This window comes from Corynebacterium confusum (genome assembly GCF_030408715.1).
In the GTDB taxonomy this organism is placed as follows: domain Bacteria; phylum Actinomycetota; class Actinomycetes; order Mycobacteriales; family Mycobacteriaceae; genus Corynebacterium; species Corynebacterium confusum.
Genome location: NZ_CP047202.1, coordinates 1,611,463 through 1,624,748 on the forward strand (window position 1 = coordinate 1,611,463; position 13,286 = coordinate 1,624,748).

12 protein-coding genes are annotated in these 13,286 nt (G+C 67.1%); 3 read left to right on the forward strand and 9 right to left on the reverse strand.

Features of this window, described 5'->3' with window-relative positions:
* Positions 1 to 39: 39 nt before the first annotated feature.
* Positions 40 to 3,546, reverse strand: a complete 3,507-nt coding sequence (gene smc / locus CCONF_RS07545; protein ID WP_290222317.1) for a chromosome segregation protein SMC — start codon at positions 3,544 to 3,546, stop codon at positions 40 to 42.
* 235 nt (positions 3,547 to 3,781) lie between these two features.
* Between smc and CCONF_RS07550 the strand changes: the two genes are divergently transcribed.
* Positions 3,782 to 4,345: a TetR/AcrR family transcriptional regulator gene (locus CCONF_RS07550; protein ID WP_290222319.1), complete on the forward strand. Its 564-nt coding sequence runs from the start codon at positions 3,782 to 3,784 to the stop codon at positions 4,343 to 4,345.
* 52 nt (positions 4,346 to 4,397) lie between these two features.
* Here the strand turns inward: CCONF_RS07550 and CCONF_RS07555 are convergent, their stop codons facing one another.
* From CCONF_RS07555 to CCONF_RS07575, 5 genes are read right to left on the reverse strand one after another with little or no spacing between them, the layout of a single operon-like run.
* Positions 4,398 to 4,679 carry an acylphosphatase gene (locus CCONF_RS07555; RefSeq protein ID WP_290222321.1) on the reverse strand — a complete coding sequence of 94 codons (282 nt, stop codon included), beginning with the start codon at positions 4,677 to 4,679 and terminating at the stop codon, positions 4,398 to 4,400.
* 36 nt (positions 4,680 to 4,715) lie between these two features.
* A complete protein-coding gene (locus tag CCONF_RS07560; RefSeq protein ID WP_290222324.1) occupies positions 4,716 to 6,215 on the reverse strand; it encodes an alanine/glycine:cation symporter family protein in 1,500 nt (499 codons plus the stop codon).
* Positions 6,216 to 6,249: 34 nt separating this feature from the next.
* On the reverse strand, positions 6,250 to 7,074 hold the full coding sequence (gene mutM, locus CCONF_RS07565) for a bifunctional DNA-formamidopyrimidine glycosylase/DNA-(apurinic or apyrimidinic site) lyase (protein WP_290222326.1): 825 nt from the start codon (positions 7,072 to 7,074) through the stop codon (positions 6,250 to 6,252).
* Between the two features lie 29 nt (positions 7,075 to 7,103).
* A complete protein-coding gene (gene rnc, locus CCONF_RS07570) occupies positions 7,104 to 7,883 on the reverse strand; it encodes a ribonuclease III (RefSeq protein WP_290222328.1) in 780 nt (259 codons plus the stop codon).
* Complete coding sequence (locus CCONF_RS07575; RefSeq protein ID WP_290222330.1) at positions 7,880 to 8,428, reverse strand: YceD family protein; 549 nt, start codon at positions 8,426 to 8,428, stop codon at positions 7,880 to 7,882. Before CCONF_RS07575 ends, rnc begins: the two co-directional genes overlap by 4 nt.
* A 172-nt stretch (positions 8,429 to 8,600) precedes the next feature.
* Between CCONF_RS07575 and CCONF_RS07580 the strand changes: the two genes are divergently transcribed.
* The gene (locus CCONF_RS07580) at positions 8,601 to 9,161 is read left to right on the forward strand and encodes a hypothetical protein (RefSeq protein WP_290222332.1); all 561 of its coding nucleotides are present in this window, start codon (positions 8,601 to 8,603) and stop codon (positions 9,159 to 9,161) included.
* Positions 9,162 to 9,234: 73 nt separating this feature from the next.
* Here the strand turns inward: CCONF_RS07580 and CCONF_RS07585 are convergent, their stop codons facing one another.
* Both CCONF_RS07585 and gdhA read right to left on the reverse strand, forming a co-directional pair.
* Positions 9,235 to 9,975 (reverse strand): DivIVA domain-containing protein, encoded by a 741-nt coding sequence (locus CCONF_RS07585; RefSeq protein ID WP_290222335.1) that lies wholly within the window; start codon positions 9,973 to 9,975, stop codon positions 9,235 to 9,237.
* A gap of 179 nt (positions 9,976 to 10,154) precedes the next feature.
* The gene (gene gdhA, locus CCONF_RS07590; protein ID WP_290222337.1) at positions 10,155 to 11,501 is read right to left on the reverse strand and encodes an NADP-specific glutamate dehydrogenase; all 1,347 of its coding nucleotides are present in this window, start codon (positions 11,499 to 11,501) and stop codon (positions 10,155 to 10,157) included.
* Between the two features lie 254 nt (positions 11,502 to 11,755).
* On the opposite strand from gdhA, the gene CCONF_RS07595 reads away from it, so the two are divergent.
* Positions 11,756 to 12,880 carry a glycerate kinase gene (locus CCONF_RS07595; protein ID WP_290222338.1) on the forward strand — a complete coding sequence of 375 codons (1,125 nt, stop codon included), beginning with the start codon at positions 11,756 to 11,758 and terminating at the stop codon, positions 12,878 to 12,880.
* Here CCONF_RS07595 and CCONF_RS07600 read toward each other — a convergent pair.
* Complete coding sequence (locus CCONF_RS07600) at positions 12,877 to 13,275, reverse strand: hypothetical protein (RefSeq protein ID WP_290222340.1); 399 nt, start codon at positions 13,273 to 13,275, stop codon at positions 12,877 to 12,879. The genes CCONF_RS07595 and CCONF_RS07600 overlap by 4 nt on opposite strands.
* Positions 13,276 to 13,286 lie beyond the last annotated feature (11 nt).

A 13,286-nucleotide genomic window follows, 5' to 3' on the forward strand; every position in this document is an offset into this window, starting at 1 on the left:
TGCCAGCAAACGGCCGCGCTAGTGAGGTGGGCCCGGGGTTTAACGCCGGGAGGAGGCATCGACGCCGAGGCGGGCGGCATCGTCAGCAGCCTGCTCGGTGCCCGGAGCCGTGCCGGCGGGGTTCATGCGCTGCGAGATGACCCGGGTGATACCGTCGCCACGCATGGTCACGCCGTAGAGCACGTTGGCCACGTCCATCGTCGGCTTCTGGTGGGTGATCACGATGAGCTGCGAGTCGTTGCGCAGCTCCTCGAACAGGGCGATGAGCCGGCGCAGGTTGACGTCGTCGAGGGCGGCCTCGACCTCGTCCATAACGTAGAAGGGCGAGGGCCGGGCGCGGAAGATGGCGACCAGCATCGCCAGGGCGGTCAGGGACTTCTCCCCGCCGGAAAGCAAGGACAGGCGCTTGACCTTCTTACCCGGCGGGCGAGCCTCGACCTCGATGCCGGTGGTCAGCATGGAATCCGGCTCGGTCAACACTAGGCGCCCCTCCCCGCCCGGGAAGAGCGTCGAAAAGACCTTGGGGAATTCCGCCTCCACGTCGCGCCAGGCGTCGGTGAACAGCTGCAGGATGCGCGCGTCGACGTCCTCGATGACCCCTTCCAGGTCGCGGCGGGCCTGGATGACGTCGTCGAGCTGCGTGGACAGGTAGCGGTAGCGCTCCTCCAGCGCGCGGTACTCCTCCAGTGCCAGCGGGTTGACCTTACCCAGCGAGTTCAAGTCCTTCTCCGCCTGCTTGAGGCGTTTCTTCTCCGCGGCCTGGTCGAAATCCGGGCCCGGGGTGTAGTCGCGAAGCAGATCGGCAATCGAGATGCCGAGCTGCTCGGTGACCTTCGCCTCGGCCTCGTCGACGCGGACCTGCGCCTGGGTCTGGGCGACCTCCGCGTCGTGGGCCTGCTGGGTGAGCCTTTCGGCCTGCTGCCGGGCCGAGGAGACGGCCTGCTTGGCCGAGGCCAGCCGGGCGTTGAGCGCGTTGCGCTGATTGACCAGCTCGTCGCGGCGCTCAGTGGCGCGGTCGAGGGCATCGGCGGCGCGGGCCGACAGGTCTTCGGCGTGGCGTTGCACGGCGGCGGCCAGACGGGCCTGGGCGCGGCGGCGGGCCTGGGCGTTGTCGTGGCGCTGCTTGGCCAGGCGCTCGTTTTCGGCCTGCCGGCGCAGGTTGTCAGCCTTGCCGGCGGCCTGGGAGACCTTCTCCTGGGCCGAACGGGCCGCGTACTGGGCCTCCACCTGGCGGTTTTTGGCCTGCTCCAGGGCGGCCGATGCCGCATCGCGCGCCGCGGAGTCCGGCTCCTCGGTGGCCTCGTCGTCGTCGACGCGGCTGAGCCGGTCACGGGTCTGCTCCAGTTCCTCCCGGGCCTTATCGAGCTGGACATCCAGCTCGGTCGCGCGGACGGCGGCCTTTTCATGTTCCTTGGTATTGGCCTCGACCTGCTGGAGCAGGCGCTGGTGATCGCGCTGCCAGGCCGCTATCTGGGCGTCGTGTTCCTGCAGGGCCGCGGTCGCCGAGGCCGCCGCGACGCGCGCCTCCTCGGCCGCCTGCTTGGCGCCCTCCAGGGTGCCCGAGAGCTCCTCGGCGGCGGTCTGGGCTGCCTCGAGGCGCTGGCGCGCCTGGGCGATCTGGGCGCTGACCTCCACGGTCGAGGAGGCGCCGGTGCCGGCCTGCAGCCAGCCTTCGCCGCAGAGCACGCCGTCCGGGGTCACGGCCCGCAGGCGCGGGTCGGCGGTGACAAGCTCCCGGGCGGCATCCACCGTGGGGGCGAGCACGACGTCGGCGAGCAGGCGGTTCAGGCCGGCGCTGACGGCGGGGTCGACCTCGACTTCGTCGAGCAACCAGCTGGTCCCGGCGGGCAGCTCGGCTTGCAGGCGCCAGCCGGAACTGGCCGGGGCATCGGTATCTACCACGGCGGTGCGGGCGGCGCCTATGAGCTTGTCCAGAACGTCGCTGTCGACCTGGCCAGCCTGGGCCTCGGCAAAGGCACCTAGCGCCGCGGCCAGGGCGGAGTCGTATTTCGTGGTGACGTGGTCGGCCAACGGGGAAAAGGCCGCGCCGAGCTCGATGGCCGGCGGGGCGGTCTGCGCGAGGGTGTCGATTTGGGCGCGCAGCGTGTAGACCTCGCGGTCGCGGTCGCGCTGTTCGTCGCGCAGTTGCTCGAGGCGCTTGTCGGCGGCGTCGGACTCGCTGGCGGCGCGCACGTGGGCCTCGTCCAAAGGCTCACGCTCGGCCTGCAGGGCAGTGAGTTTATCGCCGACGTCGTCGGCCTCGCGGCGGGCCTGGCTCACGCGTTCCCGGGTGGACTCGCACGTGGCTTCCTGGCGGGCGAGCTCGGCTTCGGCCTGTTCCACGCGGCTGGTCTGGGATTCTTCCTGCGCGACTAGGCGCACCACGCCTTCGCGGCGGTCCGCCAAGGCGCGGACCTGGGCGCGGTGCTCCTTTTCCTCCGCGGCGTATTCCTCCTGGCAGGCGGCGACTTCCTCCTTGGCCTCTTCGAAGGCCTCGGCGGCGGCCTCGGCGCTGGCCAGCAGCATCTCGTAGTCTTCGTCCGCCTGGCGGGCGCGCGCCTCCAGCTCTTCGGGGTCTTGGCCCTGGTAGGCGGTGGCCTCGCCGGAGGTGCGGGCGCGTTCGGCAGCAATGCGCAGGGTCGCCGCGATGCGCTCGCTCAGGTTGGACAGGTCGAACCAGAGCTGCTGGGCCGCCTCCGCTGCGGGGGCGACCTCTTCCAGCTCGGTCTCGAGGTCGAGCTGGGCGCCGGTGGTCTCCTCCAGCGCAGCCTGGGACGTGGCCAGGGACTCGGAAACGCGCTGGGTGGCCGCGCGGGCATCGTCGAGCTGGCCGCGCAGGGAAACGATCCGGGCTCCGGCCAGCCTCAGGCGGGCGTCGCGCAGGTCTGCCTGGACGGTGGCGGCGCGCTGGGCAGCCTCGGCCTGGCGGGCAAGCGGCTTGAGCTGCTTGCCCAACTCCTCGGTCAGGTCGGTCAGCCGGTCGAGGTTAGCCTGCATGCCGTTGAGCTTGCGCTGGGCTTTCTCGCGGCGGCGGCGGTGCTTGAGGACGCCGGCCGCTTCCTCAATATAGGAACGCCGCTCCTCCGGCCGGGACTCGAGGATCTCCGCGAGCTTGCCCTGGCCGACGATGATGTGCATTTCGCGGCCGATACCGGAGTCCGAGAGCAACTCCTGGATGTCCATGAGCCGCGCCTTGGAACCATTAATTTCATACTCGCTGGCACCGTCGCGGAACATGCGGCGGGTCACGGAGACCTCGCGGTAGTCGATGGGCAGCGCCCCGTCGGAGTTGTCGATGGCCAGGGTGACCTCGGCGCGGCCGAGCGGCTTCTTGTCCCCGGCGCCGGCGAAGATGACGTCCTGCATCTTGCCGCCGCGCAGCGTCTTGGCGCTGCCCTCCCCCATCACCCACGCGAGGGCGTCTACCACGTTGGATTTACCCGAGCCGTTCGGGCCCACCACGGCGCAGATCCCCGGCTCGAATTTGAGCGTCGTCGCCGAGGCAAAGGACTTAAACCCTTTGAGCGTGAGTGATTTCAGGTGCATTGGACAAAGTCTAACAACTTATTCTGCCCTGGCCGCGCACCAGACGCCGCTAACCACGGCGGATGACGGCGTTTGGGTATAAGCGCAACCCATACCAAACGGCATTAACATACCGGGTAACATTTTGCTGAACTAAGTTAAAATTTCCCGTAAACATGCTCTAGGATTAAATCTTGAGCCTTAGTTCAACTTCCCCGGTCGAACCCCTCCCCAAGAAAGCTGAGTTAAAAACAAGGTGACCACTCCTCAGGCCCGGGCCTTGCGCGCTCACAACGAGCGCAGCAAGCAAGAGACTCGTCGGGCAGTTTTCCAGGCCGTCAAAGTCCTCGCTAAGGACAAGCTCTTTGCCGATATCACGGCCTCCGAGATCATCCGGACCGCGAAGATCTCGCGGTCCTCGTTCTACCGTCACTTCCCCACCAAAGACTCAGTAGTGGAACAGTTCATCCACCGCGTCTTCGACGAAATCGGCACCACCCCCTCGGCGCGCGATTCCCTGCGCAGCTACTGGGCCGCGGTTCTGGACAAGACCTGGCAGTACCGCGAGGAGTTGACCCTGGCCATTTCCGCCGGCGCGCACTACCGCATCCTGGAAGAGCTCAACAAAAACCTCGCGGAATTCGACGACACCATCGCCGGCGTGACTTGGAACGGGCTGCTGTTCAACATCATCATGTGCTGGGCGGATAACGATTTCTCCATGCCCAAAGAGGAGCTTTTGGAGCGCGCCGTCGAGGTCACCCGCTCCCTGCCCGAGCCGCCGAACCTGGTCTCCACCACGATCCGCCCACCGCGCTAACAGCCGCTGACTACTGCTCGCCCCCCCTGGCGGGCGCCAAGGCGCTGGGCTTTTAGCGCTCGATAAACCCTTCCTCGCCCCGCGAGTCGGAATACTGTTCCACGACAGTATCCACCCGGCCGGGGCGAGACGTCGTTGAGGGCTCTTCCCGCAGCAGCTCGAGCAGCCGCGCGCAGTCTTCTTCCGGCCCCTCCGCGACGACCTGCACGCGCCCGTCCCGCAGGTTGGTCGCGTGCCCGGACAGCCCGAGCTCCAGCGCCCGCGAGCGGGTCCACCACCGAAACCCCACCCCTTGGACGTGGCCGTGGACAAAGGCGGTCATGCGCTTGGTCATTCGTGCTGTCACCTATTTTCTGTTGCGTGCGGCGGGCTAGGACTTGTCCGGGGTGGCGTCGTCGCGCAGGATCTGGCGGTCCTCCACGCTGCGGCGGGTGACCGGGTCGGTGCCGTCCCAGCATTCGACGTTGTTGACCTCGGGCAGCATGTCCCGGTGGAAGACCGGGTCCACGCCCTTGCGGCGCTGCTCGTTGTAGTTCTTGAGCAGCTTGATGGCCACGCCGCTCAGCGGGACGATGGCGATGATGTTGAGCACGACCATGGTACCGGCGCCGGTATCGGCCAGCGAAAAGACCAGTGGCAGCGTGCCCACCGCACCGAACCAGACGAAGAACAGCACCACCAGGCGGAAGACCACCAACACGACCTTGGAGCGCGACAGGTACTCGACGTTGGCCTCGGCCAAGTAGTAGTTGCCCAGGATGGAGGAGAACGCCAGGAAGAACAGGATGAAGGTCACGAAGTGGATGCCCCAGTCACCCACCTCGGACGACAGTGCGGTCTGCGTCAGGGACACGCCCTCGGCTTCCTCGCCGTAGTTGACCTCGGAGCCCAGCAGGATGATGAACGCGGTGATGGTACACACGACCAGGGTGTCGAAGTAGACGCCCAGGGTCTGCACCAGGCCCTGCTTGACCGGGTGGGAGACGGTGGCGGTCGCCGCGGCGTTCGGGGCCGAGCCCTCGCCCGCCTCGTTGGAGAACAGGCCACGCTGGATGCCCTGCATCATCGCGGTACCCAGGGCGGCGCCGGCGATCTCCTTGAAGCCGAGCGCGTGGCCGATGATGGCCTCGAACATGGCCGGGACGGCATCGAGGTTGGTGACCACAACGAACAGGCCCACGATGAGGTAGGCACCGGCCATGAACGGCACGATGAGCTGGGTCATGTTGGCGATGCGCTGGACGCCGCCGAAGATGATAAGCCCGGAAATCGCCGCGATGATAACGCCCACGATGGCCTTGAAGGCGAAGCTGTCGTTGCCCATCGAGGTCGACAGGGAATCCGCGATGGCGTTGGTCTGGAAGGCGTTGTAGACAAAGCCGAAGGTAAAGGCGATGGCGATGGAGAAGATAACGCCCAGCGGGCCCCAGCCCAGGCCGCGCTTCATGTAGTAGGCCGGGCCGCCGCGGTAGGCGTCGCCGTCGCGGACCTTCCACAGCTGGGCCAGCGTGGACTCGATGAAGGCGGTCGCGCCGCCCAGAATGGCGATGATCCACATCCAGAACACCGAGCCCGGACCACCCAGGGAGATGGCGACGGCCACGCCGGCGATATTGCCGGTGCCGACGCGAGAGGCGGCCGAGATGGTAAACGCCTTGAAGGCGGAGATGCCGCCGTAGTCCTCGTCCTCATCGCGGCCGGTGCCGTTGGGCCGCTCGACGACGGCCTTGAACATGTCGGGCACCATGCGGATCTGGACCAGAACCGTGCGAATGCCGAAGAAGATGCCCGCGCCGATCAGCAGCCACGGCACCACCCAGGTCCACAGAAAATCGTTGCCAGTGCCAACGATGTTTTCAAGAAAAGTCATGTAAATAACATAGCCTAGATCACGCTATGGCAGATCACCCGAAGGTCTGACACTGCGGGCAGTAGTGCGTCGAGCGCCCGCCGAGAACGCTCCGCTGCAGGAAGTTCCCACACCGCCGGCACGGCAATCCCGCCCGCCCGTAGGCATTCAAGTCGCGGGAAAAATACCCGGACTCACCGTTGACATTGACGTAAAGGGAATCAAAGCTCGTCCCGCCGGCCGCCAGCGCGGTGCGCATGACCGCCGCGGCAGACTCGATGACCTCGCGGGCCCGGTACTGGCGCAGGGCGCTCGCCCGCTTTCGGGGGTCGAGCCCGGCCAGCCACAGCGCCTCGTCGGCGTAGATATTGCCGATGCCGGACACCACCGTCTGATCCAACAGGACCGTTTTGATGGGGACTTTCTTCGCCGTGATCCGGCGCGCGGCGGCCGCGATATCGAAGTTCGGGTCGAGCGGATCCCGCGCGATGTGCGCGATGGTATCAAGAGGCCCGAAGTGCCAGCAACCGAAGGTGCGTTGGTCGATGAAATCCAGCTCCACCCCGCCGGTAAGCCGCGTGCGGATGCGCACGTGGGCGGAGTCGTTATGCCCCACCCGCAGCTGCCCCGACATGCCCAGGTGGATGAAGACCACGTTGCGGGCGGGATCCGCGGCGGGCTCGCCGGCCAGCTCTAACCACATGTATTTGCCGCGACGGGCCACCGCGCGCACACGCGCGCCCACGAGCAGGTCGCCTAAGGGTACGTCCTGGCCGCGCGTGGCGCGCGGGTGGAGCACCTCGACGGCTTCGAAGGTGCGCCCGACCACGTAGGGCTCTAGCCCGCGGCGGACGACCTCAACTTCTGGTAATTCCGGCACAGTGTTTCAGGGTCTTCGGGTCCGCGGTATTAATCCGACCCCGCGTCCGAGCGCGCGGTGCCGGCGACCAGCCGCGGGGACTCGCGCAGCTTGTCGCAAGCCAGGTGGGCGGCCTGTTGCTCCGCCAGCTTCTTGTTATGCCCCACCCCGCGGCCAAACTCCTGGCCGTTGACTAGGGCGACCGCGGTGAAGGTCTGATCGTGCTCCGGGCCGGTGGAGCTGGCCTCGTAGACGGGCATCGGCGCGTGCAGCTCGGCGCACAGCTCCTGCAGGGTGGTCTTCCAGTCCAGGTGCCGGCCGGCGACGGTGGCGGTGTCAATCTTGTGCTGGAACAGGCACAGCACTACCCGGCGGGCGGTCGCGAAGCCGAACTGGCGGTAGACGGCGCCCAGCAACGCCTCGGTGGTATCGGCCAGGATCGACTCCTTGTTGGCCCCGCCGGAGGACTGCTCCCCCTTGCCCAGCAGGATATAGGAGCCCAACCCGATCTCGCGGGCGATGTCAGCCAGGCCGTAGCGCGAGACGATGGAGGCGCGCATCTTGGAGATGTCGGATTCCGGACGGGACGGATACTGCTCGTAGAGCTGCGCGGCCACGGACAGGCCCAGCACGGCGTCGCCCAAAAACTCCAGGCGCTCGTTGTTGGGCAGGTGGCCGTTCTCGTTGGCAAACGAGCGGTGCGTCAGCGCCAAGCGCAGGTGCTCGTCATCCAGGTTGACCTGTAGCTTCTCACGCAGCGGGGTGTGATCGACTGCCTCGTAGGCGGCAGCCCAGGCGGCCAGCGGATCTAGCTTTGCTTTCTTGCTCATAGGAACTTCTCCAGACCGGCCCACCGCGGATCCACCTTCTCGTCGTCCGAGTCCTTCTCGCCGGACACCCCGGTGGTCACGCCCTTCGGCGTCTGGATATCGCAGCCGTTCTCGCAGACTGGGGCGAAAGGCAGGCTCAAGCCGACCTCGTCGATAACCGGCTGCAGCAGATCCACCTCGTCGCCTTCGACCTGGCCGATCTCGTCGCCGGAGCCCTGTTCCTCTTCGGATTCCGGATCGCCGGTGATGAAATCGTCGTCGGCGGCGAAGACCTGGCTGACGTGGATGTCCAGCGGCGGGTTCAGGGGGCGTAGGCACCGGGAGCACTCGCCGTGCAGGAGGCCGCGCACGTCGGCATCGACAAGCACGCCCCCGCCCAGCGGGGTCAGGGTCGCGTCCACGGTGAGCTCCTCGCCCTCCGGGACGGCAAGCATTTCGCCGCCGATGCGCGCAGGGGCGGGACCAGTCTGGCTGCGCTGGGCGGGCAGACCGTCGGCGGACGCGCCCAGCAGCGAAGCAACGTTAAATTTCAGTGGTGAAGTCATATCACCGGATATCCTACCCCGCCGGTCAACACCGCGGCGCGCAGCCCAGACCCACAGCCGGCTGACGACTTTCCCGGCTAATCTGTCAGCCCCCTGGGCACGCGGTCATAATGCGTTGGGTAGGCCGATTTTCCCTTTAACAGCGCCGGCAGGCTACCTAGACTGGGAGACCATGAACATATCCATGTTGGCGGGCCTGCGCGAGGTGGCGTGGTCTTTCCCCCTCGCGGTCGTCGCCCCGACAGTCTGCCTGGGCGTGGTGGGCTGCCTCGTCCGCCGGCTGCGCGGCCCGCACCCGGCCGGGCTGAACGGTTCCACCGGCTCCCGCCTGCGCCGCGTCTGCCTCAGCGCGCTGCTGACCGGCATGCTCGTCGGCGTCCTGCTGTTTGTACCGGTCCCCTTCGAAATCACCGTCATGCTGGGCGCGGCCTGCATGGCGGTCTGCGCCGCCCAGCTGACTTGGAGCGCGAAGGAACCCCTCAGTGCCGCGTTTTGTTCGGTCGGCGCTCTGACCACCGGGATCGGGCTGGTCCACGCCGCCGTCTTTTCCTACGGTCTCTTCACCAGCCACGTGACCAGCGGCGGGGAAGGGGATCTGCTGACGTCCTTCCTCTTGCTGTGGCCGCTGTGCGCGCTGCCCGGGCTCATCTTCGCCCTGATCGCGGCCTTCCTCAATATCAAGTCCGCGCCCGTCGAGCCCACCAGCACCCAGCGCGCACCGGCGTATTTCTAGCTACCGCGCCCGCCTCTGCCCCAGCGCCCGCTGCCCCTCCAGCGGGCGCTCGCGCTGACGCTAGAGGTTCGAGCTAGCCGCGGTTGTCGTAACCGGCGTCGTAGGAGTCCTGGCCGTAGCCGCTGTAGCCGCGGGAATAATCGCTGCCGCCGGCCCAGCCCGCGGCGCCGGCGCCGCGACGCAGGGCGGAGCGATCCGAGGAGATGGTGCGCAGCACGGAGTTGAGGGTCTCCTCGAACTCGCCGAGCTTGCCATCCACGAACTCGTCGCACTCGGTGCGCAGGCGGTGGGACTCGGAGTGGGCACTGTCCACGATCCGGTGGGCTTCCTCGTTCGCCCGGCGCACCACCTCCGACTCGGAGACCAAGCGGTCCTGCTCTTCCTGGCCGGCAGCGACTGCGCGTTCGTAGGACTCCTGCCCCTGAACGACGGCGCGCTCGGCGTCGGCGCGGGCCTTTTCCACGGTGGAATCGGCCTCGTTCTGCGCGCGCTCGACCAGGCCGGCGGCGTGCGCCTGGGCGTCGGCGACCATGGACTCGGAATCCGCCTGGGCGCGGGCGATGATGTCGTCGGCCTGCGCGTTGGCGTCCGCCACGGTGTGCTCGGCGCGTTCCTCCGCGCCGCGGATAATCTCGTCCTGCTTGTCCAGGACGTCCTGCGCGTCGTCGATCTCGACAGGCAGGGCGTTACGCAGATCGTCGAGCAGGGCGAGCATCTCGTTGCGGGGAACCATGCAATTCAAGGTCATGGGAACGCCCCGGGCTTGCTCCAGATTCTGTACTAGTTCATCAAGGCTTTCGAATACGCGGTACATGATGTCCAGCCTAGCCAGCACAACCAGCTACGGCGGCTTCCCACACTGGAAAAGCCCGGAAAATCTCAAGTTTCACTTGAGACTATTCCCCTCCCCTGCGGGCACCCGCAGTGCGCACGGAAAAACCCGGGCGCCTCCCCGAAAAAATGCGGGAGACGTCCGGGCCGGCCGCGCCGGTTTTAGATAACGCCCTGGGCGAGCATGGCGTCGGCGACCTTCTTGAAGCCGGCGATGTTCGCGCCCGCGACGTAGTCGCCCTCCCGGTCGTATTCCGCCGCGGTCTTGTCGATGTTGGTGAAGATATTCGACATGATCTGGCGCAGGCGGTCATCGGTGTAGTCGAAGGACCAGGAGTCGCGGGAGGCGTTTTGCTGCATCTCCAGCGCGGAGGTGGCCACGCCGCCGGCGTTGGCGGCCTTGCCCGGCACGAAGTTGACGTGGGAGTCTTGGAAGGCGTGGACGGCCTCCGGGGTACACGGCATGTTCGCACCCTCAGCCACGTACTTCACGCCGTTGTCGATGAGCTGACGGGCATCGTCGCCGTCCAGCTCGTTCTGGGTCGCGCACGGCAGAGCCACATCGGCGGCCACGGACCAGATGCCCGCGCCCTCGTGGTATTCGACGTTGCCGCCGGCTTCCGCGGCGTAGGCAGAGATGCGCTCGCGGCGGTTTTCCTTGACGTCCTTGAGCAGCTCGATGTCCACGCCGACCGGGGTGGTGACGTAACCGGCGGAGTCCGACATCGCGACTACGGTCGCGCCGAGCTCCTGGACCTTGGCGGCGGCGTAGATGGCCACGTTGCCACTGCCGGAGACGATCACGCGGGCACCGGAGAGCTCCTCGCCATGGGACTGGAGCATCTGCTCGGTGATGTAGACGGTGCCGTAGCCGGTGGCCTCGGTGCGCACCAGGGAGCCGCCCCAGCTAAGCCCCTTGCCGGTCAGGACGCCGGACTCGTGCTGGTTAGACAGGCGGCGGTACTGGCCGAAGAGGTAGCCGATCTCGCGGCCACCGACCCCGATGTCGCCGGCCGGCACGTCGCGGTACTCGCCGATGTGGCGGTGCAGCTCCGTCATGAAGGACTGGCAAAAACGCATGATTTCCTGGTCGGATTTGCCCTTCGGGTCGAAGTCCGAGCCGCCCTTGGCGCCGCCGATGGGCAGGCCGGTCAGGGAGTTTTTGAAGATCTGCTCGAAGCCCAGGAACTTTATGATGCCCAGGTTGACCGACGGGTGGAAGCGCAGGCCGCCTTTGTACGGGCCCAACGCCGAGTTGAACTGCACACGGAAACCGCGGTTGACGCAGATTTTACCGTCGGCGTCGGTCCACGGCACGCGGAAGATCAGCTGGCGCTCCGGCTCGCAGAGCCGCTCGACCAGGCCGTAATCCGCGTAGTGGGGATCCTTTTCCAGGACGATTTTCAGCGAGTCCAGGACCTCGGAGAGCGCCTGGTGGAATTCCGGCTCGCCCGCGTTCCTCTTCAGCAGCTTGTTGTAGTAATCGGAAATCTGGAGGTCTACGGACACGTCTTCTCCTGCTCGGTAGTAACTAATTGGCTTCGACCAGTCCCCGGTTTTCGCGGGGCCTGTTTAGTGACAGTTTCCTTGGACGAGGCCACTTTCGCAACTACTTCTTGGGAGCTGAAAATGGCTCACCCCTCCTTAGCTGCGGTTTTGCGAGATATATTTTCTGTCATAGTACCGATATTAAGGGGTGGACCACCCCGCTTCCCACCGGCTGGCCGCGGGTGGAAGAAAAAGCGTGCCCTATAATTGCGCCCATGCATATCGTCGTCGCCCCAGACTCATTCAAAGGTACTGCTAGCTCGAGCCTGGCCGCCGCCGGCCTGGCCTCCGGCATCCGCCAGGAGCTGCCCGAGGCCACGGTGGTGACCTGCCCCCTAGCCGACGGCGGCGAAGGCACCGCACACACGCTCGCCACGGCGGCCAGCCTGGCGGGCCGGCAGCTGGATCGCGTGCGCATCCCCTCGGTCGACGCGCTGGGCCGCCTCACGGAGGCCGAGTACTACCTCGACCCGGAAACCGCCACCGCCTATATCGACGTCGCCGCCGCCACCGGCCTGCCCATGGTCGCCGATAGCCCGGATCCCCTCCGCGCGGATTCCTTCGGCACCGGCGCCCTCATCGCCGACGCCGAGACTCGCGGCGCCAAGTCCATCGTACTGGGCCTGGGCGGCAGCGCGACCGTCGACGGCGGCATCGGCATCCTGTGCGCACTCGGCGCCGCGCCCCACGACGCCCGCGGCCTTGCCCTGGCTCAGGGGCCGGCCGAGCTGGTGCGCCTGGACGATATCGACACGGCACAGCTGAACTACAAGGCCGGAATGCTGGACTACACCCTGCTGGCGGATACTCGCTGCACCCCTAGGGAGGCGCCGGCGATGTACGGCCCGCAGAAGGGTGCGGACCGCGAGCAGGTCGCCCTACTGACCGGCGCGCTGCTGCGCCTGTGCGAGTTCACCGAACAGGGCCCCGCCGCCGAGTATTTCGGCGCGGCCGGGGCGATCCCGGTAGGCCTTAGCTGGATGTCGCGCATCCTGTGGGGCAACGACGAGCACGTGCGCGTGCTCAGCGGCGCCGAGTACGTCGCCGACGCGCTCGACCTCGACCGGCACCTGGCCGAGGCGGACGTCGTGGTCACCGGCGAGGGGCGCTTCGACGCCCAGTCGCTGACCGGCAAGGTCGTGGGCACCGTCGCCGACCGCGCGGCAGCCTCCCCCACCCCGCCGCGCGTGGCCATCGCGGCCGGCCAGTTCGCTGACGATGCCGAGCTGCCCGCCGGCGGCTTTCACGCCGCGCTGCCGGCGGAAGGCGAGATGCCCGAACGCCTGCGCGCGGCCGGCCAGGCTCTGGCCCGTCAGATCCAGGAAGAGCTAGGGGCTTAGCGCTGGATATCCACGGTCCACGGGAAGATGGCCGGGCGCTCGTGGGCGGTCTCGTCCTCGAGTAGGACGTGGTCCTTGGGCAGCGCGGCGTGCGGGGTAAGCAGACGCGCGAGCACCATGGCCAGCTGGTTGATAGACCCGGTCGCACCCTCGACGGACAGGGCGTAGCGGCGGACCTGGGCGTTGTCGAGGTCGCGGTCTTCGTGCTCGTCGCGGTAGGTCTGGCGCAGCTGTTCTTCTACCCCCTCCGCCAGGCGCGGAGTATCATGACGCTTTACACTCGCCTGGGCCAGCTGCCCCTTGTCAACGAGCCGATCCAGGGCTTCGCGGAAGACCTCTTCCACGCGTTCAGCTTGGTGGTCAGGGACGAGGACATCGAACTGAATAAGTGGCATGCAGGTAACCC

Coding starts and splice junctions, on each gene's coding strand:
- CCONF_RS07555 (WP_290222321.1), bottom strand. CDS start 4,679: ATGACCAAGCGCATGACCGCCTTTGTCCACGGCCACGTCCAAGGGGTG.
- rnc (WP_290222328.1), bottom strand. CDS start 7,883: ATGAGCAAGAAAGCAAAGCTAGATCCGCTGGCCGCCTGGGCTGCCGCC.
- smc (WP_290222317.1), bottom strand. CDS start 3,546: ATGCACCTGAAATCACTCACGCTCAAAGGGTTTAAGTCCTTTGCCTCG.
- CCONF_RS07600 (WP_290222340.1), bottom strand. CDS start 13,275: ATGCCACTTATTCAGTTCGATGTCCTCGTCCCTGACCACCAAGCTGAA.
- CCONF_RS07585 (WP_290222335.1), bottom strand. CDS start 9,975: ATGTACCGCGTATTCGAAAGCCTTGATGAACTAGTACAGAATCTGGAG.
- CCONF_RS07560 (WP_290222324.1), bottom strand. CDS start 6,215: ATGACTTTTCTTGAAAACATCGTTGGCACTGGCAACGATTTTCTGTGG.
- CCONF_RS07575 (WP_290222330.1), bottom strand. CDS start 8,428: ATGACTTCACCACTGAAATTTAACGTTGCTTCGCTGCTGGGCGCGTCC.
- CCONF_RS07580 (WP_290222332.1), top strand. CDS start 8,601: ATGAACATATCCATGTTGGCGGGCCTGCGCGAGGTGGCGTGGTCTTTC.
- CCONF_RS07595 (WP_290222338.1), top strand. CDS start 11,756: ATGCATATCGTCGTCGCCCCAGACTCATTCAAAGGTACTGCTAGCTCG.